We start from the raw sequence: 25,046 nt of genomic DNA, 5'->3' as shown, positions 1-25,046 counted from the left end.
GCCGTCTCCCTTTCTTTCCCCGGGCGGCGCCGTGCCCTGCCCCAGCCTATGGCCGGGTGGACCCCCTGGAGGAAGTTGTGACCACGGCCAGCGCCGCTCCCGCGGCCGACAAGAAAAAGGGCGCCGCCGCGATGGCTGTCATGCAGCGCATCGGCCGCAGCCTGATGCTGCCGGTGGCGGTCCTCCCCGCCGCCGCCCTCCTGGTCCGCTTCGGCAACGAGGACATGCTGGGCGACCCGGAGTTCCCCACGTTCCTCACGAAGATCGCCGGCTTCATGGCGGCCGGCGGCAACGCGATCCTCGACAACATGGCGCTGCTGTTCGCCGTCGGTATCGCGATCGGCTTCGCGAAGAAGTCCGACGGCTCGACCGCGCTCGCGGCCGTGGTCGGATACCTGGTCTTCAAGAACGTGCTCGCCACGTTCACCGACCCGAACCTGCCCCAGGTGGCGAAGGCCGTCGATGGCAAGGTCGTGATGGTCGACGCACCGGTGGACGCCAAGGTGCTCGGCGGTGTGGTGATGGGCATCGTGGTGGCCCTCCTCTACCAGCGCCTGTACCGCACCAAGCTCCCGGACTGGGCGGGCTTCTTCGGCGGGCGGCGCCTGGTCCCGATCGTCTCCGCCTTCGCGGGCCTGATCATCGGCATCGTCTTCGGCTACATCTGGCCGGTCCTCGGCACGGGTCTGCACAACTTCGGTGAGTGGCTCGTCGGTTCGGGCGCCGTCGGCGCAGGCATATTCGGTGTGGCCAACCGCGCGCTGATCCCGATCGGCATGCACCACCTGCTGAACTCGTTCCCGTGGTTCCAGGCCGGTGAGTACGAGGGCAAGAGCGGCGACATCGCCCGCTTCCTGGCCGGTGACCCGAGCGCCGGCCAGTTCATGACCGGCTTCTTCCCGATCATGATGTTCGCGCTGCCGGCCGCCTGCCTGGCGATCGTGCACTGTGCCCGCCCGGAGCGCCGCAAGGTCGTCGGCGGCATGATGTTCTCCCTCGCGCTGACGTCCTTCGTCACCGGCGTGACCGAGCCCATCGAGTTCACCTTCATGTTCATCGCCCCGGTCCTGTACGCCATCCACGCCGTCCTCACCGGCGTCTCGATGGCTCTCACCTGGGCCCTGGGCATGAAGGACGGCTTCGGCTTCTCGGCCGGCGCGGTCGACTTCGGCCTGAACCTCGGCATCGCGACCAACCCCTGGGGCCTGGCCCTGGTGGGCCTGTGCTTCGCCGTGGTCTACTACGCGATCTTCCGATTCGCGATCACCAAGTTCAACCTGCCGACGCCGGGCCGCGAGTCCGACGAGGAACTCGCCGAGCTCCAGAAGGCGGAGGCGAAGTAGCCGTAAGGCCGTAGGGCCCTAAGGCCCAGCCGAGCCGCACATTACGAAGGCCCCGGAACCGGGTGGGTTCCGGGGCCTTCGTAATGTCGCACGGCAACCCCCGCCACGGACCAGCCCTCACTCCGGACCAATCCTCGCTATGGACCAATCCTCGCTATGGATCAGATCTCGTACGTCTGCCGCGGCGCCGCCAGCTCCACCGGACCGTCGTAGACCGCGCGCGCGTCGGCCAGGTTGACCTGGGGGTCGGTCCAGGGCGGGATGTGGGTGAGGACGAGGCGGCGGGCACCGGCGCGGGCAGCTGTCTGGCCCGCCTCACGGCCGTTGAGATGCAGGTCGGGGATGTCCTCCTTGCCGTGCGTGAAGGCGGCCTCGCACAGGAAGAGGTCGGCGTCGAGGGCGAGTTCGTCCAGGGCGGTGCTGATGCCCGTGTCGCCGGAGTAGGTCAGGACCTTGCCCCCGTGCTCGATGCGGATGCCGTACGCCTCCACCGGATGGGCCACGCGTTCCGTGTGCACCGTGAACGGGCCGATCTCGAAGGTGGACGGCTTGACCGTGTGAAAGTCGAAGACCTCGCTCATGGACGAGGCGGTGGGGGTGTCGGCATAGGCGGTGGTCAGACGCTGCTCCGTGCCTTCGGGTCCGAAGACCGGAAGCGGGGCGCAGCGGCCACCCTCATGCCGGTAGTAGCGCGCCACGAAGTACGCACACATGTCGATGCAGTGGTCGGCGTGCAGATGGCTGAGGAAGATCGCGTCGAGGTCGTAGAGACCGCAGTGGCGCTGCAGCTCGCCCAGGGCGCCGTTGCCCAGGTCGAGAAGCAGCCGGAAGCCGTCGGCCTCGACGAGGTAGCTCGAGCAGGCCGATTCCGCGGACGGGAACGACCCCGAGCAGCCGACGACGGTGAGCTTCATGAAACAGAAACCTCCGCTGGCGGAAAATGAGAGGATCGAGAACTTTGGCGTCGGGGGTCGTGCGGTTTGTCGAGCGTAAGGCGCAAAACCTTTGGTCGCTCCTCCGCCAAGGGCGGTTGTGGGCGAACTCACCTGAGCGGTGCTGCCATCTGGGCTACGTGGCGTTCAGCTGTTCGACCATGATCGGAGGACACCTCCAGGGCATATCCACGCCGCCTCCGACAGGAGCCCTTCGACCACCGTACGGGTGTTCTCGTCCTCGTCGGGAGCCAGGTGGCCATAGGTCTCCATGGCAACCGCTTCGGTGGGCCACCGAACCGCCGCACAGCTCGACGCCCTGTGCGCCCGCCGGTGCGGATCAAGGTCAGCGGAAACCCCAGGTCAGGGACTCAATCCGGTGCCCGGTGCGCGCGACCCCTCCGACTGGAGGCCCTCTCAGGTCACATGTGGGCGGGGCAGGCGGTGGCTCATGTGAATCAATGCCGTAAATGCGGGTGTGGCTGGGCCGGCGCAAGCTGATCGCCACCCTCAGAGGGACCATCTAGGCTGCTCTGCGTGGTGGCACAGGTAGAAGAGACTCAGAGCACGACACCCGCACCGGACGAGGGCGGCCCGAGCAACGCCCGGATCACGGTCCAGTGTGGGGACGCCTACGACCTGATGGCGGACCTTCCTCCGGAGTCCATCGACCTGCTGATCACCTCACCGCCGTACTGGGGGCTACGCAGCTACGGTCAGGAACACAACGAGGGCATCCTCAAGGAGTGGCTCGCGGAGGACGAATCCCGAGTCCAGACTGATGTGCCCCCGTACGAGTGGTACCGCAAACACGGCGGCGTGCTCGGGTTGGAACCGCTGCCGGAGTGGTACATCGGCCACCTTGTCGAGATCTTCCAGCGGGGGGCCGCGGCGCTGAAGTCCAAGGGCAGCATGTGGATCAACATCGGCGACACCTTCTTCGCCCGTTGGTCCAGCATTCGCCACGACGGCCGGCAAGGGCTCGGTGACAACCCCCGTTCCCGGCGGCGCACGCCCATGGGCGGCTACCGACAGGAAAAGCAACTTCTCCTGATTCCTGCTCGTTTCGCCATCGCGATGCAGGATCGCCGCTGGATTCTGCGCAATGATCTGATCTGGCACAAGCCCAACGTGCCGCCGCGGCCGGAGAAGGATCGCCTGCGCCTGACTCACGAGCACTTCTTCCACTTTGTCAAGCGCCCGAAGGAAGGGCGCCCGAAGTACTACTACGACTTCGAAGAAGTAGAACCCGGGGCGCAGGACGTCGTCTATTACGACATGGAAGAGGTCGAGGACGGAGCTTGTGACGTCGTCAAGGTCAACGCCCGTTCCGGCTCAGATGGCCACTCGGCGACCTTTCCGACCGACCTGATCGAACCGCGCATTTTGAGCTCGTGCCCTCCCGGGGGAACGGTGCTGGATCCGTTCGCCGGCACGGGCAGAGCTCTTTCGATTGCTGCAGCTTCAGGGCGTCGAGCAATTGGATTCGAACTGCACGAGCCGTTTCAGCAGGCGGCTGTGAAAAATGGCGCCGCCGTGTTGGACCAGATGACATTTGACGATATCGAGGAGTCTGGAGCCTAGCTTTGTCCGGGGGAACGGCCAAAAAGGCCAACAACTACATCGCCGAATGGTTCGGGCACCGAATGTACCCGGTCGTCGCCGAGACGCCGACCAGCCTGAGCGACCAAGAGGCTGAGCGCTGCCCATTCCTCACCACGGCTACCAGCAAAGACACCAAGTGCGTCAAGCGTAAGAATTCCAAGGGTGTCTGCACGATCAACAGCACCAGTAACGGCGCTCCCCAGGACTGGCTAGCCTGCCCGTTCCGAGCTCTCGACTCCGCCATGCTGCAAGACGCCGCCCACCGGCTCTTCGGGCATGCAGCCGATGCTGACGTGAAGATCGTCGCAGCATCCGTGCTGTCAAAGAAGAAGGAAGCAGACGACCTGCGCGAGCGCGTTGCTGCCGGGAAACCGTCCATCGTCTACTTCCAGAACAAGCTCGGCGGTGAGATCTCCATCAACTCGACCGACAGGTCACCCGAGTTTTCATTCGACTCCACCATGATCGAGTTGGTTCCGGATTCCAACGGCTCAATCGCGATTGGGCAATATGGAATCTTTGAAATTCAAACGATGGACTTTCACGGCACATACAGAAAGTCTGTAGAGCTTCTGCGCTTCGCTCGCCATGCCCATAAGGGCGAGTTCAAGGAAAGTATCGCCACGCATCCGCAGTGGCTGTCGGAAGGCGTACAGGGCCCGAACATAGCAAACGCCTTCAAGCGCACATTCTATCAAATGATGTTCAAATTCCAGATCGGCGCTCACAGCGACTCGGCAGGATGCATTCTGGCTATCCCACTCGCGGTCTGGCAGAGCTGGCAACGTCATCTTGGCCGCCCTGACCTCATAAAGGTCGATGACGGAACATGGCGCCTGGCCAAAGAGGGAAACGAGCCTGTCGAGGACCCTCCGGCGTGGATCTATGTCTTCGACATCGACCAGTCGGAAACGCATACGCCGAATAACCTGAAAATCACGCATGTCATCGGAACCGATGCTGCCACACTCAGCCATTACACGCTGGACGTTGCGCCGGACGCCGCTCTGGAAAGCGGAGGTTCGGTCGACCGCCTGCGCGAAACGATAACCCTGCGCCTATCCAAGTATCTGACGGAGCTAAAGCCGGCACCGAAAATCAAGAAGGGAAAGACAGCGAATATCCCATCGGGCCAGATGATGTTCTGAGTCGGGCGGCAGCTACGCCTGTTCCCCGGCCACCCGTCACAGCGTCCTACACCTCGGCACGCCTGCAGTACGAGCGCGGTGCCGCGACACGACGTTCAACGCTCGCTGAGTACAGACCCGGGAGGGCCAGGCGGGGCGTGGGAAGAGTGGGAGCGGCTAAAGGCCGCGGTTGCCGAGCGGCACACCGCATAGATGCAGCTCAACCAGTTATCAGCAAGGGGCTGGTGAAGCTTGAGGACGGGCAGGCGGGCGGCCTCGGTCGTGATTCCGGGTGCCGTACTGCTGCCGCCCGGCGGGACATGTACGACTCCCGGGAGCGCTACATCAGGCTGGGAGCGAGCGGTGCGAGACGCTGACGGAGCTGTTCGAGAAGGTCGGCAACGACCTGTTGAGGACCGAACTCGGCGATCAAGGGCGAGATTGCCAGGGTGGAGGCCCGGCTCCGGCTCGGCCGGCAGTGCCCCGGCTGGAGAGGCCTCAGCCTTCTCCGGCCTGTAGCTCGTGCGCGATCAGGTGACGGTCCATCCAAGGCCGCATGCAATTCCTCATTTCAAACGCAGGACAAAGATCGCTCACTCGGACGTGTAGGGCACGCGCTGTTCGGTGCGCCCGCGGGTGAGCGTGTGGTTACGGCAAGGGCGCACGTCGGGGAGCGATTGGCGACCTGCGCCGGAGGGGGATCACGGGGTGAGTGAGAAAGACGAGGCGCCCACGGCGCCCGGTCGGCTGCGTCGAGCGCTGCCGCAGAGCAGGCGCGGCCGGCTGTCGCTGACGTGCGCGCTGGTGCTCGCGCTTGCGGGGACCGGGCTTGGGACGTGGGTGGCAGACACCTGGCCATGGCCGAAGGACCGCTACTGCTGGGGCGCATGGGAGGAGGACAGCGGCCCGGAATTCCTCGGCGACAAAGCGTTCGGCAACGATGACGACGGGTCACGCACCAGCAGGGAGACAGCGCCCACGCGCGAGCGTCCGACCGGCAGGTGCGAAGTCGCCATCGCCGGCGACTACGAGAGCAGCTACGACGGCGACAAGGTCTCCATCGACCAGCAGGTGTCCGTCGAGTACGGCCCGGTACCCAAGGCCGCCGAGGCACGGCTCGCGCTGATCCACGACGGTTTCCTGGGCGGCGACATGGTCCCTCTGCCGGACGGCCTGCCGGGAACGGTGAACGGGCACGGTGGCCTGCTGGTGCTCCCGAAGTCCTGCGATGCGCCGGACGGCCGTCCGACCATCGTCACCATGCGTGCCTCCGGCACGTACACCAGCGGCCCCTCGTACAGCCAGAACGATCCGGCCGGTCTGGGTGGTGCCCGTCAGGCTGCGGTGCTGCTCGTCGCTGCGGCCAACCGTGGGATGGCGGCGGCCGGTTGCGCGCCTGACGAGCCGCTGAGGGTCAGCTCGCCCCTCTACGACCTGCCGGGTGAGCCGGAGAGAAGCTTCAGGCCAGATGAGGATGTCTGCGGCATCCGCGGCCTGCGCCTCGGCACGGAGGACATCGAGGACCAGATCGGCGCTGCTACCCGCGACTTGCAGACGTGCACCGTTCGTGGCGATCGCAACGACGTGACGTACCTGCAGCTCGCGACGGTCACATAGCCACGGCTTGCAGCGGTCTTCGAAGGGATTGCGGGCGAGCGCCCCGTGGCACGCGGCTGGCGCGGCACGGGCACGATCGGCGAGGAGCACGCGATCGTACGAGCCGACTGTGCCGGCCGGCCCGCCACCTTCCCGATGGGCGCCTCCACCGACCCCAGCTACCTCGCCGCCTTCGCCAACGCGGCCGCCGCCCGCCTGGGCTGCGCCCCCATCGCCCCCAAGGGAGCCACCCGGTGAGCAGCACCGCGGACGAACCGAACGGATACGACGGGCCCCTGCCCGCCGACCGGGAGCTGCTCAGCGAGCGGTATCGGCGCCTGCGCCGGGAGCGGTGGCGCCGACGCCGCCAGCGTTTGCACTGGCGCCACCTGCTGCGCGGCCGGGTCCGGCCGCTGCTGGCCGCGGGTCTCGCCGGGGTTCTGCTCGGCGCCGGCGGCACAGCCTGGCAGACGCAGGCCGGGCCCTTCGCGCCCGACGAGGTGTGCTGGGGCGCGCTGTCCCGCGACGACCTCGCCCCGATATTCCGCGAGCCTGAGAACGTCAAGGCGGTCGAGGCGCCCGTGCTGCACGGTAGGCGCTCTATGGACGGCCCCGTCGGCAGTTGCCAGTTGACGAACAGCGACGGAGACGACTGGGCGCTCACCGCCCGTGTGCACCGGCTGAACGACCGGGCCGGCGACGACGGCAAGTGGGCGGACGAGTTCCTTTCCGCCCGCCTCACCCCGCTCGGCGGCGGCCTCCTGGGCATGGCCTCGGACGACCGCGCCTGGCTCGCCATCCCGGACGGCTGCCTGGGCCGCCCCGGCGACTTCGACGGGCCGACCGTCGTGGACATCGCCCAGGGCACATGGATCGGCGATCTGGAGCCGCGCACCGACCAGCGGGACGCGATGGCCCGCATGGTCGTGAAGCTCGTCAACAAGGTCAGCGCGGACCTGGGCTGCGCCGGCACGATCGCCGATCCGGTCGAACGCCTGCCGAAGGCCGCCCGCTACACCCGCACGGAGAAGCCGGACGCACTCTGCGGCATCAAGGGCCTGACCCTGGGCAAGAAGCGCAGGCCGAACCAGTACGCCATGATCACCGACGGGCACGGCCCGGTGCGCACCTGCGACCGCAACTTCACCGGCTCGCAGCCGGAGCAGCGCCTGATGACCGTCGAAGACCCGCGGCTGGCAGCGATCTTCACGAGGATGACCCTGAAGGAGGGCAACCGGATTAGCTCCTCCATCGGTTACGGCGGCCTCGGCCCCAACCTCGGCGTCTTCCAGGCCCGTTGCCAGGCGGGCGCGACGGTGTTCCTCATACAGGCCAACGAAAGCAGGATGAGCGCGGACCTGCGCACTCTCTTCCCCCGCTACGTGGAGGCCGAGGCCGCCCGCCTGGGCTGCGGGCCGCTGGAGCTGAAACTGCCACGACCGGGCGGGAACAGCTGACTCCGCCCGACCGCCGTGCCGCAATGATGCGAAACGCCACGCCCTCGGCAGCTCGAATGCCGGGGCGTGGTCTACGAGGAGGGCAGGAGGACCAAGGACTGGCACCTGTCCGTCCAGCGGGCCGAAGGGGATGCCATGCGTACCACCGCCGAACTCCGCAATGCCCTCACCATGGGCTACGGCTTCCCCGGACACGCCGACGCTTTCGGCCGACCTCACCGGCATCGTCCGCCTGGTTGACGAGTTCCGCGGACGGATCACCGCCGCAAGTCATCGCGGAGGTCACGCAGGAGATGCGCGCCCGCTTACATATCCCCACCCGCCCCAGGGATATAGCCGGTTGCCTTGTCAAAGAGCGGTTTGGCTTCAAACTCGGCAGTCTCAGGGGTCGCTCTGCGGCATGAGGGCCTCCTCCAGGAAGCCAACTGTCCGGTCGGCGCATATACGGCGGACAGGGGCAATCGCCCCTGTGCAAGGGGCGACGTCGTCATGTCTTCAGCCTCACCGACCCGCTCCTCCGATGTCCTGAACGCGTCCACTGAGGCCCGAGCGCTCCAAGGTCATTCCGGCGAGGGTCTCAGGTGACAGCAGGCGGAGGAGGTAGAGGCGGGTGATGCGGCCGGGGCGGGATCCGGGGCGTGCACGGGGTCAGCGGTGGTGGCGGCTGCGGTTCCAGCGACCGTCGGGGGCGGGGTGGTGGCTGCCGGGGCATGTGGGGTGGGGCTGGCCGTGGCGGCGGGGGTGGAGGAGGCTCGATGGCCGACAGTACCGGGCCGCCCGCGCGCAGCCTTTCGATGGTCTGCTCGGCTCGGCGGCGGGCATGCGGGGCGTCGTCGCGTTCGTAGCGGAGCCGGACGCCGGCGCGGCCGAGGTTCTCGGTTGCGAGCAACCGGTAGCCGAGCTCGTGGGTGATCTGCTCGATCCGGCGCTTTCGCGATGCGTCCAGGCGCCCGGGAAGCAGCTCGACACGGCCGCGTCCGTCGAAGTGCCGGACTATCTCCTCGTCCGTCATCGGCGGATTACAACGTCCGGAACCTGCGAAGGCAACGCTGCCTCCGACGTGCAGCCCAACTGCTTGGCCATGGCCCGTGTAATGGCACTGAGGACGGTCATCAAGTCTCGGCCCGTGGTCTTCGGAGAGATTTGATCCGGTGTGCTGTAGAGAGACCCCTGGATGAACGAGGTCGGTTCCTTGATCTTTCCGGCGTCACGGGTGGAGCACTTGAAGTAAATCGCCGCGCTGGTGTTTTCGTGTGTCTTTGCGTAGACGCCGATTGGATAAATTACGTTCTCCGACTCCGCTTCTTGGGAGGCGCCATCCATGCTGGGGTGGTCCTTGACCGCGGAGAAGTCCACATCGATCAATGGATGACCAGTTGCGTCTCCCGCCTTATAGACAGCGCACTGATTTCGCTGCGTCATGTCCTCGTGAACTGTGTTCGCGGCGCGCTTGAGGGAGAACTTGTTCGGCTCTCCGGAGTCCATCGTGCCGGGCAGTTCTGTGAACTTCTCGCCACTACCCATGCGTCTGAGTGCTGCGGCAGCCGACGAGTCGAGTGATGAGTCGCAAACCTGGGACGCGGTCAGGCTGGGCTCCTTCTTGTCACTATCGTTGCTGCTGCACGCGGAGACACTCAAGATCAACACAGTGGCGCCCACCGCTGAGCGCAGGGCCATGAATGTTTGCACCCTATTCTGCAGACGTCCGCTTTCCTGTCGCACAGATCAGTCCTTGTAAGGAGTTCGGCCGCGGTAATCGTTCTGGTGGGACCCAACGCCGAGGTATGCGTTCTGGATATCGTCGTTCCAGTTGTTATCGTCGGCGCTCTTGGCGGCATCTGGACTATCTTTGATGTAGTTATGGTAGACGGAACCCAGTTGATTTTCGCCCTTCTTGTAGAATTCGCTGCTAGTCATCTGCGCCTGCTCCTTGGGGTCCTCTTCCCTGGAGGCCATACCCTTGTCGATTTCATGGCCGATGAAGGTGTTCACTGCCCCTCCGACGGTATCGGCGGCGACCGGCGCGATGACCATCGCCGCAGCCGTCGTTCCAGGCAGTGGGATGGCGGCGACCCCGACACCGACAGCCGCCCCGACCCCCAGCTTGATCCAGTCGGCGGACCGGCCCAGTGACTTGTTGCCATCTTCCGAATTCGCGCCATAGTCCGTCGCAGCTTGCTCGACACGGGCGTTATCGAGGATGCCCCGCGCCTTGGCCTCTGTGGTAAGTACATCGTGCGCATGCCTGATGTTCGCATCACTGTTTGGCGGATAAGCGTCGAGAGCGCTGAGTGAATAGAGATGCTGCGCTGCGGTGACGGCACGGTGTGAGTTTTCGTCCTGACCAAGTACGCTCAGGAAATTGATGGCGCCTTCTTGTGTGAATTTCGCACGCCCGTCATATTTTGCAGGGAAGGCGGCTTCGTTCATTTCGTACTCGCCGACACCTGACATGTTGTAGTTGATGTCATCGATGTACGCACCGGCCATCTTGCCCAAACTGGCTGCCATCTCGGGCTGGTCATGGAGCATTTTCGGTCCGTCCTCGCTGCCGTAGAGGAAGGCCACCTCTTCCATCACGGCTGCGGTCGCGGAAGTCCGATGTTCGCCGCCGGCCTTGATGTCGTCAGCGCTCGCGTCGTATGAGTATCCAGTCGTCGCGGCCTCAAGAGCGTGGCCGAGTGACTTGCGACCCGCAATATAGTTGTCATCGCCGCCGAGAGGGGAGGTGTCAGACACCCAGACGCGCTCTGTGGTCAGATATTTCAGGTGGTCGTTGATCTCCGAGTCCTTGTTGACGCTGTCACCCGCGCCTGCGGGCTGAGCAAAGAATTGCGTCGAGGCGTCCGGATTGTGACCTAGAGCTTCCAGAAAGCCTGTGACGGGATCGCGACCGCGGTCGTTCTTGGAACCCCAGTAGTTCAAGTCGCCGTCGTTGCCATTGTTCACCCAGAGGTTGATCCCCTCGCCATTGACCTTCTTGTCGTATGCGAGAAGCTTGCTTCCGTAGTCATTGAGGAACTGATCGTCGTAGTCACCGAAACGCATCAAGTTACTCATGACGGCGTAGCCGGTCGGATTGCTTGCGTCGTCGATGCCGAGCTGGTCGGGGCCGAGCTCGATGATCTCCTTCTCCCAGCCCTGCATCTTGTCGCTGTCGGAGAGCGTGGCCCGACCGATGGTAATTCCGAGGTTCTTCTGAAGCTGCTTGGCCTGTTTGGCGCGATCGGGGTCGTAGTTGCCCTGGTAGGGATCGGCGATGCCAGCCCAAAAAGTGAGCACCTTCTTGGGGCCGACCTGGGTGGCGAACTGCTCCGCGAAGAGTGGATCGTTCTTGTAGTGCGCCAGGGTGGAGTTAAGTGAGGCGAGCTCAGTGTTCGTCACATCGCGCGGGTTCTTCGCGAGGATCTTGGCCATCTTGTCGGCGTCCGCGATGGCCTTGGCTGCTGTGTCGCGGTCCTTGTAGTTGGCGTCGGAGAAGCCGTACTTGGCCTGGTCGACGAGAAGCATCAAGACCTTCGCGGCGCTGTTGTCGCTCTGCGTCGCCTTGGTCAGGATGCCCTGGATCTCATCACGGAGGGCGTCCACCGCCTTCTGGTCCGTCGCGCCGGTATTTCCGCTCGGGTCGGACGCCCAGTCGGGCCGGGTGTTCCCCATGACGGCGAATGTGCCATCGCCGGTGTCGATCACGCTCATGTTCTGCTGCGTGGCCCGCGAGATTGCATCGTTCAACTGGGTGCGGTAACCAATGAGTTCGCCACGGGTGTCGCTGAGGATCTTGGTGATGGAGTTGGCCTGGGTGTGCGCGTCGGCGAACTCGGCGGCGGTCTTGGCGATGAACTCGCGGCTGACGGTGGCGTTGGCCCCCGCCCACTTGGCCTTGTCGGCCTTGGCCTTGAGGTTGCTCTCGGCGTCCTTTTGCAGATCCGCGAGCTTCTTCGTCATCTGTTCCCAGTCGGTGATCGCTTCACCGAGCTTGGAGAAGTTGCCGTAGCGCAGTGCATCGAGGTCCATCGGCGTCAGTGGCCTTTCCGCTCGTCGAAGCCCTTGTCGAGCGTGGCGATGCTGCTGATGGTCCCGGCGATGTACGAGTCGCCGGCCGCGTGCAGGTTCTTGGTGTAGCGCAGGTGGTTGGAGATGTGGGCGCAGGCGTCTAGCAGGGTCTTCGACTGCTCGCTCCAGCGTTCCGCCACATGGGCCAGGGCTGCCCCCAGAGCAAACCCCTCGCCCTTTAGTCCACCCGCAGCAGCCGTGGAGGCCACGCGCGCGTGCCCGCTGTAGGTCGTGAAGTCCTCGAACAGGGCGTGGGCGGCCTTGCCCACGGCCTCAAGATCTGCATGCCCCACCACAAGGTCGCCTTGCGTCCCGCCGCTTCCTCCCGGATCTACCGGCAGTTGGTTGAGCTGCATTTGTGTGGAATGCCGTTCGGCCGCCGCGGCCTTGAGCTGCTCCCACTCCTCCCACGCCATGCGTGGTCCCTCCCCGTGTTGTTGTATGCCGTCGAACCGTAGTGAGCGTGCGAGCGAAGCGCTGCGGTGGTCGAGAAGTACGGTAGCGCCACGGCATCATGTGCCCCATCCGCATCCGCCGCCAGCGCGTCTGAGTACCTGTACTCAGTGAGACCGTATGTCAACTTGAACTCTGCTGATCGCGTCCGTTTGCTGGGGCCATCAGCACAGACCGGCTCTGCGCTACTGCCCGAGGAACGCCGTGTTGCGGCGCCGGGCACGCACTACAGGGATCGCGATTGCGGCACCCAGCAGCGCGGCAGTGCCCACGCCCAGCGTGATCCAGAGAGCCGTGTCGCTGTCATCGTCGCGTGCGGGTACGGCGGCGGACTGCTTGTCTTCCTCGTTCTTGTCCGCAGCGGGCTCAGAGAGCTTCGGAGACGGCGACTTGGGCTCCGCGGCGGCCAGGTCGGGGAGCGGGTATTCGTCGGCAGGGCCCGGGTCTCCGGGTGTCTTCAGGGCGATCCGGGGACGGACAACTCCATAGCCGATGTAGTCGTTTCGCTTGGCGCCGCTTGTGGGGCCCGCTGCTGTGTTGAGCATGACCCGAAGGAGCTGGTTGTTGGTCCAGTCAGGGTGCTTCGACCAGATGAGGGCCGCACTGGCGGAGGCGATGGCGGTCGCGTCACTCGTACCACGGGTCTCGCACAAGCCCGTCTTACCGCCACATGCATGCAGCATGTCGACGCCTGGAGCAGCTAGGTCTACCTGAGGGCCGTACTGGGATTCAGGGGCTTTACGGAGGTCTTGGCCAATTGATCCCACCGCAACGACCCCAGGGGTGGCAGCGGGGGACACGAGAGACGAGTCACCGTCATTGCCGACGCCTGCGAAGATCAAAGCTCCCCTACTCAAGGCGTACCTCACAGCCTCGCTCTCCTCCTCCCCTCCAGCGCCTCCTCCCACCGACATGGAAATGTTGATGACCTTGGCCCCTGCATCGGCGGCATACCTAATCGCCTCAGCGAATACGGTTGCTTTCAGGGGCACCCGAATGGGCAGAATCTTCGCCCCCGGGGCGAGGCCGAAAGCCCCATCGCCTCCCCCGCTCTCGCCGGTTCCGGCGATCAATCCGGCCATGCCTGTCCCGTGGCCACTGGCGTCAGTGTGCTGATCGCCTGAGGCGTCTAGCGCAAAGTCCTTCCCCTTCAATACTCGGCCGAGGAGGTCAGGGTTCTTGTCATCGACCCCGCTGTCGATCACCGCGACAGTGATGCCCTCGCCCTTGGTGACCTTCCACATCTCGTCCGCCTTCATGGCGGTCAGGTGCCACTGCTGGGAACGGATGGACTCCGCATGGGACGGCGTCGTGGCAATGCCCACCAGCAGGGCTGCCAGTACTCCCGGCAGCAGGGTCCTGTGAGTGAGACGCTGCATGTTGCTGGTGGGCATCGGCATTCCTCTTGTGGTCCTAACGAGTTCAGTCCACGACGGGCGGTGTGGCGCGACGGGCACCCTGCTGCCAGGTCTCTTCGTCTTCGGTGAGGTAGTCGGGGCGCTCGCCTCGGCGATCCTCAGGACGAGACTCCGCCGAGCGAGAGCCCGGCGGCACAACGGATCCGCCACGCCCAACAGGTCCTGCACCCTGCTGCGGCTCGCCTGCCCGTCGCACCGTGCTTGAGACCGGCTGACCGCCGCGCGTGCCGCCCTGACCTGCAGGACTTGCGGGACGCCCGCTGCCGCCCGGAACACCGTGGACCGCTCCAGAGCCGCCTGGGGTGAAGGGGCGTGCGCTCCCCGTCCCGGTCTGCTGGGGACGGCCGCCAACGATGCCTCCGGTCTCCGGGGCGAAGCGACGACCACCCGTTCCACCGCCGGGTGCAGAGGGAGCCGTGCCACGTGCCGTGGTGGAGCCGCCGGCGCCGATGGGACGGGCATTTACACCCCCCGTCCCCTGCGTGCGACCGCCGACAATGCCGTCGGGCTGCCCTGGGATGCGCCGGCCACTGCCCGTTCCGCCCTGGACGGCCCCTGGCCTTCCGGTACCGATGGGCTGACCCGCTTGACCACGGCCGGACACACCCTCACCGCCAATCACAGCGCCCCGAGGGATACTGCCAGTGGCCCTCCCCGGAGAGGGAGACACGGGCCTGCCGCCCGTAATGCCTCCACCCGTGGCGGGACGCTGCGCGGAAGGTCCGGTGCCCATCGGCGTCTGTCCAGAGGCTACCGGGGGTCGGAATCCGGGAGACGGGCGGCCTTTCCCCGACGAAGGGCCGGTTGGCCTTTGCGTGCTCCCGGTCACCGGCGGTACTACTCCGGGAGGCATCGTCGCAGTTCCCTCCGGGCGTCCCCCGGCCATCGGCGGGCCACTCGCCGGCGCCGACGGCGCAGTTGGCGCCTCGGGCAGGGTAGCGACGCTGTCGATCTCCATCCCCGTGGGCGGCTGTGGACGCGCAACTCCTCCGGCAGGGGCTCCGGGAGCATCGGCTGAGGTCTCAGGAGCGCCAACTTGCCCGTTCACCCCACCGCTCTGGCCCGCCGAGCCACTGGCACGCCCACCGGATCCGATCGGTCCGGCCGTATCAGGTGCGGCTGTACCAGTGCCACCACCGGAACGCACGCGATCTTCACTCGTCATGTCGTCCCGCTCCGGCGGTAGGACAGCCTTGGGCGGCGGCGGAAACTTCGGCCTCTCCAGCGCATCCATCTGCTCCGCAGACAGCGTGTAAGACTCCCCGAGCTTCTTCATCTGCCGAGCCGCTTCTTGCCGCTCCGCCTCACGCTTGGCCAGGACCGTCTGGATGTCCCGGTTCGAGTCGCGGGTGACGGAGGCCGAGTCGGGGTCCTTGGGCGTGGTCTTCGCTGCTTCCAGGTTCGCCTGTGCCTTGCTCAGGGTGGACTGGCCGTACTTCGTGTCGCGGGGGATCGACGCCTGGACGCTCCCGATCGTGCCGGCGGCCTCGGTGAGCCACTTCGACGCGCCTCGGCTGTAGTCCGCCAGCCTCAGCGTCGCGTTCGCGAGGTCCGCGCTCCAGGTGCGGAACGCGTCGGCGCCCTCGCCCTTCCAACTCACCCACTGCGGGCGCGTCTTCAGCTCCTCGCCGACTTTCTTGACCTCCGCGGCCACCAGCACGAGCTTGGCCGCGGCGGCGAGCACCATGCCGGCGTCGGCCTGATCCAGCCAGGCGAGCATCTCCTCATGGCTCATGCCCTCGAACGATGTCTTGCCGCCACCCTTGCCCTTGTCGCCCATCTCGTCTCCCCGCTGTCCCCGTGTGTGTCCCCGTGATGCGCAACCGGCCGTCGCTAGAAGCCCGATGCTCCGGACGTGTCGCCACTGCCGGAGGTGTCGCCGGGCTTCGTGGTCTGCCCGCCCGGCGTACCTGGGACCTGCGGCTCGTAGGTGCCGCCGTAGTGCTCGGTCGTGTCCTTGCTGATGGCCAGCATGCGGCGGCTGACGTCCGCGTCCACGTTCTCGTAGCCCTTGTGCGAGGCCAGGACCGCGATGCTCATGCCCTCGATGGAGTCGGTGAGGAGTTTGGAGAGCTTCTCCAGCTCCGTCATCACCGTCTCGTGCGCGCCGAAGAGGTTGGCGGCCTCGGCCCAACCGTCGGATCCGCCACCGAAGTTGGCCCGCGACACCACGTTCTGCCCCACCTGCTTCGGGCCGGCCGCGCTTTCCCGCAGGTCACGCAGGAGGCCGTCGATGCGGTCCCGGAACTTCGTGAACGACTGCAGCTCCGTGATGACATCACCGACAGCCGAAACAGTTGCCTGAAGACCTGACCCGACCCCGAACACCTCTGCGGCCGCTCGTGCTACCGGTCCCCCTGCTAAACCCTCTGCCCGTGCGGCCGGGTCCCCCGCAGGTGCGTCGATCGCCCCGTCCTCCGCCACAGCATCCTCCCCGCTAGCCAAAGCGTCAGATATCACTGTAGCTACGGGCACTGACAAATCGCCTACCCTCTTTGCGGGCGCAAGTAAGAGCACAAGCGGGCAAGTCGGGCGCAGTGGGTCGCAACCGAACGTCACGAATTCGTGACAGCCGCTTTGGTCTTCGCTGTCGTCGGTGGCTGAAAAGCGTGCACCGGCCTGCAAACACACCGGGGTTGGGGCGAGGGCCCGCGCACCGCTGCTCGAAGGGCCCAGCAGCGGCACATGACGCGCTGTCTGCGTCACCGTCGAGGCATCGCCCCTCCCGCTCCGCCTCAGGTTCCGTGATGCGAATACCCGCCGGCCATCGCAATCACCCTGTCCGGGCCGGCTGGTCCAGCCGCGCCGCCCCGTTCTGTGCGTCGGTCCGTCGGCAGCGGTGCTCGGCCCGGCTCGGCACGCCGTCTCCGTCCGGGCTGACACCAGTCGTTCCTTCTGTCGCCGCCCCGTTCTGTGCGTCGGTCCGTCGGCAGCGGTGCTCGGTCCGGCTCGGCACGCCGTCTCCGTCCGGGCTGACACCAGTCGTTCCTTCTGTCGAGGACATTGCCGACAGACGTACCCGACTGCCGTATGGGCAGCTCGATACGACGTGCCTGCTCGATGCGATGTGGCCGAAGCAATCGGTGCACCACGTGGCCGATCCGGCGTGCGCGCTGAGCGGCCTGCCCCGAGCAGCAGCCGGCGACCAGCCGCGAGCCCGCTCGGGGCAGGTGCGGTGGGGAGGTGTCCGGCCCCGCCGGCTGCCTCGGCCGGCATGCGGCCCTTTCGGGCTGTGGGGGCGGGGCAAGGGTGGGGGAAGGCGCGCGGGGCGGAGTGGGCGCCGGTACCTTCGTGGCTATGGATACGTCCTGGTGGCTCGCGCTCGCGGCGGTGGTGCTGCTCGCACTGGTCGCCGCGCTCGTCGACGGGTGGGGGCGCGGGCGGCGGACCCGGCCGCCGGGGCGGCCTCGGGGGCGTGCCCCGGCTCGGTTGCCGGAGCCGGCGGAGATCTGGTGGGCGAACGTGCCCTATGAGGACGGGCCGGACGCCAAGGACCGGCCCTGTCTGGTGCTCGCGGTGCGCGGGCAGCGGGTCACCGTTGCCAAGATCACCAGTAAGTACCGGGACGAGCGGCACGGAGTGATTCCGCTGCCGCCGGGCTCCGTCGGGGACACCCGGGGGCGGGCGAGCTTCCTGGAGACGGGCGAGCTGCGGGACGTACCGGTGTGGGACTTCCGGCGACGGGTGGGGGTGATGGACCCGGTCGTGTGGGACCAGGTCCGTCACCTGGCGACGTAGCGGGCGTCGGCCGCCCCACGGGGGACGGTCATGCCCAGAGCTGGCCCTGGAGTGTCTCGATGGCCTCTTCGGTCGTCGCCGCGGTGTAGACGCCGGTCGAGAGGTACTTCCAGCCGCCGTCCGCGACGACGAACACGATGTCCGCGCTCTCCCCGGCCTTCAGCGCTTTCTTGCCCACGCCGATCGCGGCGTGCAGGGCGGCGCCGGTGGAGACGCCCGCGAAGATGCCCTCCTGCTGGAGGAGTTCACGGGTGCGGGTGACCGCGTCGGCGGAGCCGACCGAGAAGCGGGTGGTCAGGACGGAGGCGTCGTACAGCTCGGGTACGAAGCCCTCGTCGAGGTTGCGCAGGCCGTAGACCAGGTCGTCGTAGCGTGGTTCCGCCGCGACGATCTTGACGTCGGGCTTGTGCTCGCGCAGGTAGCGGCCGACCCCCATCAGGGTGCCCGTGGTGCCGAGGCCGGCCACGAAGTGGGTGACCGAGGGGAGGTCGGCAAGGATCTCCGGGCCGGTCGTCGCGTAGTGGGCGCCCGCGTTGTCCGGGTTGCCGTACTGGTAGAGCATCACCCAGTCGGGGTGCTCGGCGGAGAGTTCCTTGGCCACGCGTACGGCGGTGTTGGAGCCGCCCGCGGCCGGGCTGGAGATGATCTCCGCGCCCCACATGGCGAGCAGGTCCCGGCGTTCCTGCGAGGTGTTCTCGGGCATCACGCACACGATGCGGTAGCCCTTGAGCTTGGCCGCCATCGCCAGGGAGATGCCGGTGTTGCCGGAGGTGGGTTCCAGGATGGTGCAGCCCGGCGTCAGGCGGCCGTCCTTCTCCGCCTGTTCGATCATGTGCAGGGCGGGGCGGTCCTTGACCGAGCCGGTGGGGTTGCGGTCCTCCAGCTTGGCCCAGATGCGGACCTCGGCGGACGGCGAGAGCCGCGGCAGGCGCACCAGGGGGGTGTTGCCGACCGCGGCCAACGGGGAGTCGTAACGCATCGGTGGTCAGGGCCCTCAGGCCATGCCGCCGGCGACGGCCGGCAGGATCGTGACGTTGTCGCCGTCCGACAGCTTGGTGTTGATGCCGTCGAGGAAGCGGACGTCCTCGTCGTTCAGGTAGACGTTCACGAAGCGGCGCAGCTGCTCGCCTTCGACGATGCGGGCCTGGATGCCCGTGTGCCGGGTCTCGAGGTCGGTGAACAGCTCGGCGAGGGTGTCACCACTGCCCTCCACCGCCTTCTGACCGTCGGTGTAGGTGCGGAGGATGGTGGGGATGCGGACCTCGATGGCCATGGCTGAGGGCTCCTGTCGGGAGTGGTCGGTCGGGGGCGCGCGGCAGCGCAAGTGCAGCAGGGTGGTGCGTGTGTGCGGCGCCGCGGCTCACGGCCGTACGGCGGCAGGGGTCGGCGTCAACAGATGGCGCTGGCGAGCCTGCACAGGTCGACGTGCAGCCGCGCCACGAGCAGCATGCCCGGCGTCTTTTCGCTCACGTCGTGGAAAACCATGCGCTCATCGTATCGATTCCCGGTCCGGGTTCTGGAATGTGATCCCACATCGCGGACGGATGACGGTCGGAGAGTGAGACCCCGCTGTTCAGGCACTGTGTATTCGCCCGGGTGGGGCTGGTTCAGTACGCCTCCACGACCCGGACCTCCTCCTCCGTGACCTCGCCCTCCACGATCCGGAAGGAGCGGAACTGGAAGTCGCCGAGGCCGTCCGTGTCGGCGGTGGAGACCAGGACGTAGTGCGCGCCGGGCTCGTTGGCGTAGGAGATGTCGGTGCGGGAGGGGTAGGCCTCGGTCGCCGTGTGGGAGTGGTAGATGACCACCGGGTCCTCGTCGCGGTCGTCCATCTCGCGGTAGAGCTTGAGCAGGTCTCCCGAGTCGAACTCGTAGAAGGTGGGGGACATGGCCGCGTTCAGCATCGGGATGAAGCGCTCCGGGCGGTCCGAGCCTGCCGGGCCCGCGACGACGCCGCATGCCTCGTCGGGGTGGTCCTTGCGCGCGTGGGCGACGATCTGGTCGACGAGGGCCTGGGTGATGGTCAGCATGTCGGTCAGGATAAGCAGAGGGGCCGCCCCGTACCGAGGGATGGTACGGGGCGGCCCATATGCCGGACGTAGGGGACGTCCTGGTGTGGACGCCTGAGCGGCTGTCGCAGGGGGCGCCACGAGTGGCCCCTGCGACCGGCGTCCACCGGTTTCGGTCCAGGTCCAGGAAGAGTCCCGGTCAGCCGACCTTCTCGAGCTCCGGCTCGTCGCCACCGCGAACGGTGAGCTGCGGGTTGCGCTTCTTCAGGAACGCCCAGCCGACGCCCAGGGCCAGGGCCCAGCCGGCGGCGACGTACAGGCAGACCCGCGCGTCCTTGTCGTACGCGATCATGCAGGTCACGCCGATGAGGAAGAGGAGCGCGACCCAGCTGAAGAGCGCACCGCCGGGAGCCGGGAAGGACGAGGCGCGCAGCCGGCCCGCGTCGACCGCGGCGCGGTAGCGGATGTGGCTGACGAGGATCATCATCCAGGTCCAGATGCCGGCCGCGGTGGCGACGGAGGTGACGTAGAGGAACGCCTTCTCCGGGACGACGTAGTTCAGGACGACGCCGATGCCCATGAGCGCCACGGAGACCGAGATGCCGACGGCGGGGGTCTTGCGGGCGTTGAGCTTGCCGAACGCCTGCGGGGCCTCGCTGTTGGCGGCCAGGTCGCGCAGCATGCGGCCGGTGGAGTACATGCCGGAGTTGCAGGACGACAGGGCCGCGGTGAGCACCACGAAGTTCACGATGCCGGCGGCGAGCGGGATGCCGATCTTGCCGAAGGCGTGGACGAAGGGGCTCTCGCCCGCGGAGAACTCGGTCCACTTGACGACGGAGAGGATCACGAGCAGCGCGCCGACGTAGAAGACGATGATGCGCCAGGGCAGCGTGTTGATGGCCTTGGGCAGGGTCTTCTCGGGATTCTCGGACTCGCCCGCGGTGACGCCGACGAGCTCGACGGCGAGGTAGGCGAACATGACGCCCTGGAGGGTCATCAGGCTGGAGCCGATGCCGTTCGGGAAGAAGCCGTCGTGCGACCAGAGGTTGGAGACGGTGGCGGTGTCACCGGCGTCGGAGAAACCGAGGGTGAGCACGCCGAGGCCGATGACGATCATGCCGATGATGGCCGTGACCTTGATCATCGAGAACCAGAACTCGACCTCGCCGAAGATCTTGACGGAGATCAGGTTGACGCCGAAGAGCACCACCAGGAACACCAGGGCGCTGACCCATTGCGGGATCTCGGGGAACCAGAAGTGGATGTAGATGGCGGCGGCCGTGAGCTCGGCCATGCCGGTGACCACCCACATGAGCCAGTACGTCCAGCCGGTGACGTATCCGAAGAACGGGCCGAGGAACTCGCGGGCGTACTCGGCGAAGGAGCCGGAGACGGGCCGGTAGAGCAGCAGCTCGCCCAGGGCCCGCATGATGAAGAAGATGACGACGCCCGCGAGGGCGTACATGAGGATGATGCTGGGGCCGGCCTTGGCGATGTTCGCCCCGGCACCCATGAACAGGCCGACGCCGATGGCGCCGCCGATCGCGATCATCTGGACCTGACGGCTGCCGAGGCCGCGCTCGTACCCCTCTTCGGGGGCACCCGTGGCCGTCGCGTCAGTGACCTTCGAAGAGGTCATGTGCAGTGCGCCTTTCTCCATGCCGACCCGGACCTGTAGTCGGCCTCGGATCGGGTCTCGATCCCCCCGGATTGCTGGAGCTGTGCCTGACCGACGATCCGTCGGTCACGTGGCGCACCCGGCCGAACATTCGGGTGGTGTTCGCCGGGCGTCGTGAAGATTTATCACGCCCGTCACATTGATCGACTCAGGGGAGTGTGGCGCACCGCACAAGAAGAACCGGACAAAAGGAAAGCCGCCCCCCAATATGGGTGACGGCTTTGACTTGATCGTTATCCGGATTTGAGCGTCTGCTGAGCGAACACAGAACGGTCACATATCGCTACGAAAGTGTCGCAATCTACGGCAGGAGCGTCGCGACCAGCGTCTCCTGTAGCCCGCCCAGCCACAGATACGCCATCACCATCGGCTTGCGCGGGTCCTCGTCCGGGAGCCGGTAGAGCAGGTCGGTGTCGTCCTCGTCGCTGATGTCCAGACGCGAGCCGATGGCCAGGCGCAGATCGTTGAGGGCCCCGAGCCACTGCTGGGACTCCTCGGCGGAGAGCTTGAGCACCGCCGCGTCCTCACCGGTGGAGGTGGCGCTCAGCGCGTCCAGGGAGCGGATCACCGCGAGCGCCTTGTCCCGCTTGCCGGCGCGCAGGTCGTTCTCGGTGTAGCGGCGGAACTCCGCGGAGTACGCCCGCCGCTCCTCGGCCTCCTCGGGGCCGGGGGTGCCCTCCGGGTCGCTGTAGGCGTCCGGGAACAGGCGCCGGAGGACCGGGTCGGCCGGTGGCTCGCTCGGTCCCTCGGCGAACAGCTCCGCCAGCGGGTCCTCGGGGGCGTCCTCGGCGGGACCGGGGCCGATGAGTTCCAGGAGCTGGACGGCCAGCGACCGGATGATGGAGATCTCGACGTCGTCGAGGGCGACGGCCGCGCCGCCGCCGGGGAGCGGTTCGAAGGTTCCTGGCATGGAGGCGATTCGCTACTTCCGGTCCTGCGGTCGAGAGGTCACGTTCGATCCTGCGGTCGAGAGGTCGCGTGTGATCCTGCGGGTCGGGGGGTCATGGGCGCACTTGCGGGTCTGGAGGTCGTGGGCGGACCTGCGAGTACGAGAGGTCACTTTCGGTCCTGTTGGAGCGTGGCCCACAGACCGTAGCCGTGCATGGCCTGCACGTCGCGCTCCATCTCCTCGCGGCTTCCGCTGGAGACGATTGCCCGGCCCTTGTGGTGGACATCGAGCATGAGCTTGGTGGCCTTGTCCTTGGGATAGCCGAAGTACGTCTGGAAGACATACGTCACATAGCTCATGAGGTTGACGGGGTCGTTGTGCACGATCGTGACCCAGGGGACGTCGGGCTCGGGTACGGCGAAGACTTCCTCCGCCGATTCGGTGCGTTCGATCTCAAGGGGAGCGGGTGACGTCACACAGCCCATGCTGCCACCCGAGGGGGGCGGTCGCACAAACGGGCTGCGCAGTCGCGTGCGTTGAGCACGGCCGAGTCGGGGCTCCCCCTAAATCGTCAGACTGACGAAATGGGGGTACCATCCGTAGCCATGAACACAGCGGACCTTGGGCTGCCGGTGGACGTTCCCTCGACGGCGCTCTTCACGGATCAGTACGAGTTCACGATGCTTCAGGCCGCACTGAAGTCGGGCACCGCCGAGCGACGGTCGGTGTTCGAGGTCTTCACCCGGCGGTTGCCGAACGGGCGGCGCTACGGCGTCGTGGCGGGCACCGGCCGCGTGCTGGACGCCGTCGAGAACTTCCGCTTCGACGAGGACGTTCTGGGCTTCCTGCGCGAGCGGCGGATCGTCGACGAGGGCACCCTCGAGTGGCTCGCGGACTATCGCTTCTCGGGCGACATCTGGGGCTATCCCGAGGGCGAGGTCTACTTCCCGGGCTCGCCGATCATGCGGGTCGAGGGCACCTTCGCCGAGTGCGTGCTGCTGGAGACGGTGATCCTCTCCATCCTCAACCACGACTCCGCCATAGCCGCGGCGGCCTCCCGCATGGCCTCGGCCGCCGGTGACCGCCCGATCATCGAGATGGGCGCCCGGCGCACCCACGAGCTGGCCGCCGTCGCCGCGTCGCGCGCCGCCTACCTCGGTGGCTTCACCTCCACGTCCGACCTGGCCGCCGGCTTCCGCTACGGCATCCCCACGGTCGGCACCAGCGCCCACGCCTTCACCCTGCTGCACGACCGCGAGCGCGACGCCTTCCAGGCCCAGGTGAACTCCATGGGCCGGGGCACCACGCTGCTGGTCGACACCTACGACGTGGCCGAGGCCGTCCGTACGGCCGTGGAGGTGGCCGGACCCGAGCTGGGCGCCGTCCGTATCGACTCGGGCGACCTGCTGCTCGTCGCGCACCGGGTGCGGCAGCAGCTGGACGAGCTGGGCGCCACGGACACGCGGATCATCGTGACCTCCGACCTGGACGAGTACGCCATCGCCTCGCTGGCGGCGGCGCCGGTGGACGCGTACGGCGTCGGCACCCAGCTGGTGACCGGGTCCGGGCATCCGACCAGCTCGATGGTCTACAAGCTGGTCGCCCGCGCCGATTCCACCGAGCCCGGTGCGCCGCTGGTGCCCGTGGCGAAGAAGTCCACCGGCGGCAAGACCTCCATCGGGGGACGCAAGTGGGCCGCGCGCCGCCTCGACGAGTACGGCGTCGCCGAGGCCGAGGTCGTCGGCACCGGGCCGGTCCCGCCGGAGCTCGCCGAGCGGCAGCTGCTGATCGAGCTGGTCAAGGGCGGTGAGGTGCAGGCCCGCGAGCCGCTGGATGTCGTACGGGACCGGCACGCGGCCGCCCGGGCGAATCTGCCGCTGTCCGCGACCCAGCTCTCGCGCGGGGAGCCTGTCATTCCCACGGAGTATGTAAACCGGCGCTCGGGGAGCCCGACGGGGGCGTGAAGCGAGCGCGCCCGGCGTGCTCACCCCATGCCCCCTCCCGCACCGAACGTGAAGTCTCTAGGCTCGGAAGTTCACGGCCGGGCCAGCCCGTTTCACCGTCCCGACCTCCGCGTCCATAACCGAAGGACACCGACCATGCGCCGCGCCTTGATCGTCGTAGACGTGCAGAACGACTTCTGCGAGGGAGGCAGCCTCGCGGTGTCCGGTGGTGCCGATGTGGCCGCCGCCGTCACCGAGCTGATCGGGCAGGCGGCCGGGTCCGGCTACCAGCACGTCGTGGCCACCCGCGACCACCACATCGCGCCCGGTGGGCACTTCTCCACCAACCCCGACTTCGCCGACTCCTGGCCGGCGCACTGCGTCGCGGGCACGGAGGGCGTGGGCTTCCACCCGAACTTCGCCCCCGCGGTCACCTCCGGTGCGATCGACGCCGTGTTCGACAAGGGGGCGTACGCGGCGGCGTACAGCGGGTTCGAGGGGGCCGACGAGAACGGGACGCGGCTCGCGGACTGGCTGCGGGCCAGGGAGGTCTCGGAGGTGGACGTGGTGGGCATCGCGACGGACCACTGTGTGCGCGCGACGGCTCTGGACGCGGTGCGGGAGGGGTTCCGTACGCATGTGCTGCTGGACCTCACCGCCGGGGTCGCCACGGAGACCACGGAGCGGGCGCTGGAGGAGCTGCGCGAGGCCGGCGTGGAACTGACCGGGAAGCCGGTCGTCGCGTAGGCCCCGGGGAGGCCGGTCCCGGGCGACGGCAGCCCGTCCTGTCGGGCCCCGGAGGGCA

General features: G+C 67.1%; 23 protein-coding genes. 10 read left to right on the top strand and 13 right to left on the bottom strand.

What is annotated here, in order from left to right:
* The first annotated feature begins 77 nt into the window (after nt 1-77).
* On the top strand, nt 78-1,343 hold the full coding sequence (locus tag ACHBTE_RS16795; protein WP_394724675.1) for a PTS transporter subunit EIIC: 1,266 nt from the start codon (nt 78-80) through the stop codon (nt 1,341-1,343).
* Between the two features lie 161 nt (nt 1,344-1,504).
* Here the strand turns inward: ACHBTE_RS16795 and ACHBTE_RS16790 are convergent, their stop codons facing one another.
* Entirely contained in the window at nt 1,505-2,257 is a 753-nt protein-coding gene (locus tag ACHBTE_RS16790) for an MBL fold metallo-hydrolase (RefSeq protein ID WP_394724674.1), read from the bottom strand.
* A gap of 555 nt (nt 2,258-2,812) precedes the next feature.
* On the opposite strand from ACHBTE_RS16790, the gene ACHBTE_RS16785 reads away from it, so the two are divergent.
* The 5 genes from ACHBTE_RS16785 (at nt 2,813) to ACHBTE_RS16765 (ending at nt 8,060) form a co-directional block, all read left to right on the top strand.
* Nucleotides 2,813-3,859: a DNA-methyltransferase gene (locus ACHBTE_RS16785; RefSeq protein WP_394724673.1), complete on the top strand. Its 1,047-nt coding sequence runs from the start codon at nt 2,813-2,815 to the stop codon at nt 3,857-3,859.
* 2 nt (nt 3,860-3,861) lie between these two features.
* Complete coding sequence (locus tag ACHBTE_RS16780; RefSeq protein ID WP_394724672.1) at nt 3,862-5,028, top strand: hypothetical protein; 1,167 nt, start codon at nt 3,862-3,864, stop codon at nt 5,026-5,028.
* A 687-nt stretch (nt 5,029-5,715) separates the two neighbouring features.
* Nucleotides 5,716-6,624, top strand: a complete 909-nt coding sequence (locus ACHBTE_RS16775) for a hypothetical protein (RefSeq protein ID WP_394724671.1) — start codon at nt 5,716-5,718, stop codon at nt 6,622-6,624.
* Nucleotides 6,625-6,669: 45 nt separating this feature from the next.
* A complete protein-coding gene (locus tag ACHBTE_RS16770; protein WP_394724670.1) occupies nt 6,670-6,861 on the top strand; it encodes a hypothetical protein in 192 nt (63 codons plus the stop codon).
* Nucleotides 6,858-8,060: a hypothetical protein gene (locus ACHBTE_RS16765; protein ID WP_394724669.1), complete on the top strand. Its 1,203-nt coding sequence runs from the start codon at nt 6,858-6,860 to the stop codon at nt 8,058-8,060. The genes ACHBTE_RS16770 and ACHBTE_RS16765 overlap by 4 nt, the downstream gene beginning before the upstream one ends.
* A 1,008-nt stretch (nt 8,061-9,068) precedes the next feature.
* Here the strand turns inward: ACHBTE_RS16765 and ACHBTE_RS16760 are convergent.
* The 4 genes from ACHBTE_RS16760 to mycP form a co-directional block, all read right to left on the bottom strand.
* On the bottom strand, nt 9,069-9,737 hold the full coding sequence (locus ACHBTE_RS16760) for a hypothetical protein (RefSeq protein ID WP_394724668.1): 669 nt from the start codon (nt 9,735-9,737) through the stop codon (nt 9,069-9,071).
* 48 nt (nt 9,738-9,785) lie between these two features.
* Nucleotides 9,786-12,074 (bottom strand): hypothetical protein, encoded by a 2,289-nt coding sequence (locus ACHBTE_RS16755; RefSeq protein WP_394724667.1) that lies wholly within the window; start codon nt 12,072-12,074, stop codon nt 9,786-9,788.
* 5 nt (nt 12,075-12,079) lie between these two features.
* Nucleotides 12,080-12,529 carry a hypothetical protein gene (locus ACHBTE_RS16750; RefSeq protein WP_394724666.1) on the bottom strand — a complete coding sequence of 150 codons (450 nt, stop codon included), beginning with the start codon at nt 12,527-12,529 and terminating at the stop codon, nt 12,080-12,082.
* A gap of 222 nt (nt 12,530-12,751) precedes the next feature.
* Nucleotides 12,752-13,960, bottom strand: coding sequence for a type VII secretion-associated serine protease mycosin (mycP, locus tag ACHBTE_RS16745; protein ID WP_394724665.1), 1,209 nt, complete (start codon nt 13,958-13,960; stop codon nt 12,752-12,754).
* 1,352 nt (nt 13,961-15,312) lie between these two features.
* On the opposite strand from mycP, the gene ACHBTE_RS16740 reads away from it, so the two are divergent.
* Nucleotides 15,313-15,504, top strand: coding sequence for a hypothetical protein (locus tag ACHBTE_RS16740; protein WP_394724664.1), 192 nt, complete (start codon nt 15,313-15,315; stop codon nt 15,502-15,504).
* Between the two features lie 313 nt (nt 15,505-15,817).
* On the opposite strand, the gene ACHBTE_RS16735 is transcribed toward ACHBTE_RS16740, so the two are convergent.
* Nucleotides 15,818-16,312, bottom strand: a complete 495-nt coding sequence (locus tag ACHBTE_RS16735) for a hypothetical protein (protein WP_394724663.1) — start codon at nt 16,310-16,312, stop codon at nt 15,818-15,820.
* Nucleotides 16,313-17,281: 969 nt separating this feature from the next.
* On the opposite strand from ACHBTE_RS16735, the gene ACHBTE_RS16730 reads away from it, so the two are divergent.
* A complete protein-coding gene (locus ACHBTE_RS16730) occupies nt 17,282-17,722 on the top strand; it encodes a type II toxin-antitoxin system PemK/MazF family toxin (RefSeq protein ID WP_394724662.1) in 441 nt (146 codons plus the stop codon).
* 28 nt (nt 17,723-17,750) lie between these two features.
* Here the strand turns inward: ACHBTE_RS16730 and ACHBTE_RS16725 are convergent, their stop codons facing one another.
* The 7 genes from ACHBTE_RS16725 to clpS all read right to left on the bottom strand — a co-directional run bounded on the left by ACHBTE_RS16725 (nt 17,751) and on the right by clpS (nt 22,783).
* Nucleotides 17,751-18,701 (bottom strand): PLP-dependent cysteine synthase family protein, encoded by a 951-nt coding sequence (locus ACHBTE_RS16725; RefSeq protein ID WP_394724661.1) that lies wholly within the window; start codon nt 18,699-18,701, stop codon nt 17,751-17,753.
* Nucleotides 18,702-18,716: 15 nt separating this feature from the next.
* A complete protein-coding gene (locus ACHBTE_RS16720; protein ID WP_394724660.1) occupies nt 18,717-18,995 on the bottom strand; it encodes a MoaD/ThiS family protein in 279 nt (92 codons plus the stop codon).
* A gap of 116 nt (nt 18,996-19,111) precedes the next feature.
* Complete coding sequence (locus tag ACHBTE_RS16715) at nt 19,112-19,207, bottom strand: putative leader peptide (RefSeq protein WP_316959376.1); 96 nt, start codon at nt 19,205-19,207, stop codon at nt 19,112-19,114.
* Between the two features lie 122 nt (nt 19,208-19,329).
* Nucleotides 19,330-19,752: a Mov34/MPN/PAD-1 family protein gene (locus ACHBTE_RS16710; RefSeq protein ID WP_394724658.1), complete on the bottom strand. Its 423-nt coding sequence runs from the start codon at nt 19,750-19,752 to the stop codon at nt 19,330-19,332.
* Between the two features lie 178 nt (nt 19,753-19,930).
* Nucleotides 19,931-21,370, bottom strand: a complete 1,440-nt coding sequence (locus tag ACHBTE_RS16705; protein WP_394724656.1) for an amino acid permease — start codon at nt 21,368-21,370, stop codon at nt 19,931-19,933.
* Nucleotides 21,371-21,710: 340 nt separating this feature from the next.
* The gene (locus tag ACHBTE_RS16700) at nt 21,711-22,319 is read right to left on the bottom strand and encodes a DUF2017 domain-containing protein (protein WP_394724655.1); all 609 of its coding nucleotides are present in this window, start codon (nt 22,317-22,319) and stop codon (nt 21,711-21,713) included.
* Nucleotides 22,320-22,465: 146 nt separating this feature from the next.
* Nucleotides 22,466-22,783 (bottom strand): ATP-dependent Clp protease adapter ClpS, encoded by a 318-nt coding sequence (gene clpS, locus ACHBTE_RS16695; protein WP_394724653.1) that lies wholly within the window; start codon nt 22,781-22,783, stop codon nt 22,466-22,468.
* Nucleotides 22,784-22,903: 120 nt separating this feature from the next.
* On the opposite strand from clpS, the gene ACHBTE_RS16690 reads away from it, so the two are divergent.
* Both ACHBTE_RS16690 and ACHBTE_RS16685 read left to right on the top strand, forming a co-directional pair.
* The gene (locus tag ACHBTE_RS16690) at nt 22,904-24,262 is read left to right on the top strand and encodes a nicotinate phosphoribosyltransferase (protein WP_394724651.1); all 1,359 of its coding nucleotides are present in this window, start codon (nt 22,904-22,906) and stop codon (nt 24,260-24,262) included.
* Between the two features lie 135 nt (nt 24,263-24,397).
* The gene (locus ACHBTE_RS16685; RefSeq protein ID WP_394724650.1) at nt 24,398-24,988 is read left to right on the top strand and encodes a nicotinamidase; all 591 of its coding nucleotides are present in this window, start codon (nt 24,398-24,400) and stop codon (nt 24,986-24,988) included.
* Nucleotides 24,989-25,046 lie beyond the last annotated feature (58 nt).

The organism is Streptomyces sp. M41, from assembly GCF_043673425.1.
GTDB lineage: Bacteria > Actinomycetota > Actinomycetes > Streptomycetales > Streptomycetaceae > Streptomyces.
The sequence above is the reverse complement of the archived record's forward strand: the minus strand, read 5'-3'. Positions and strand labels throughout refer to the sequence as shown.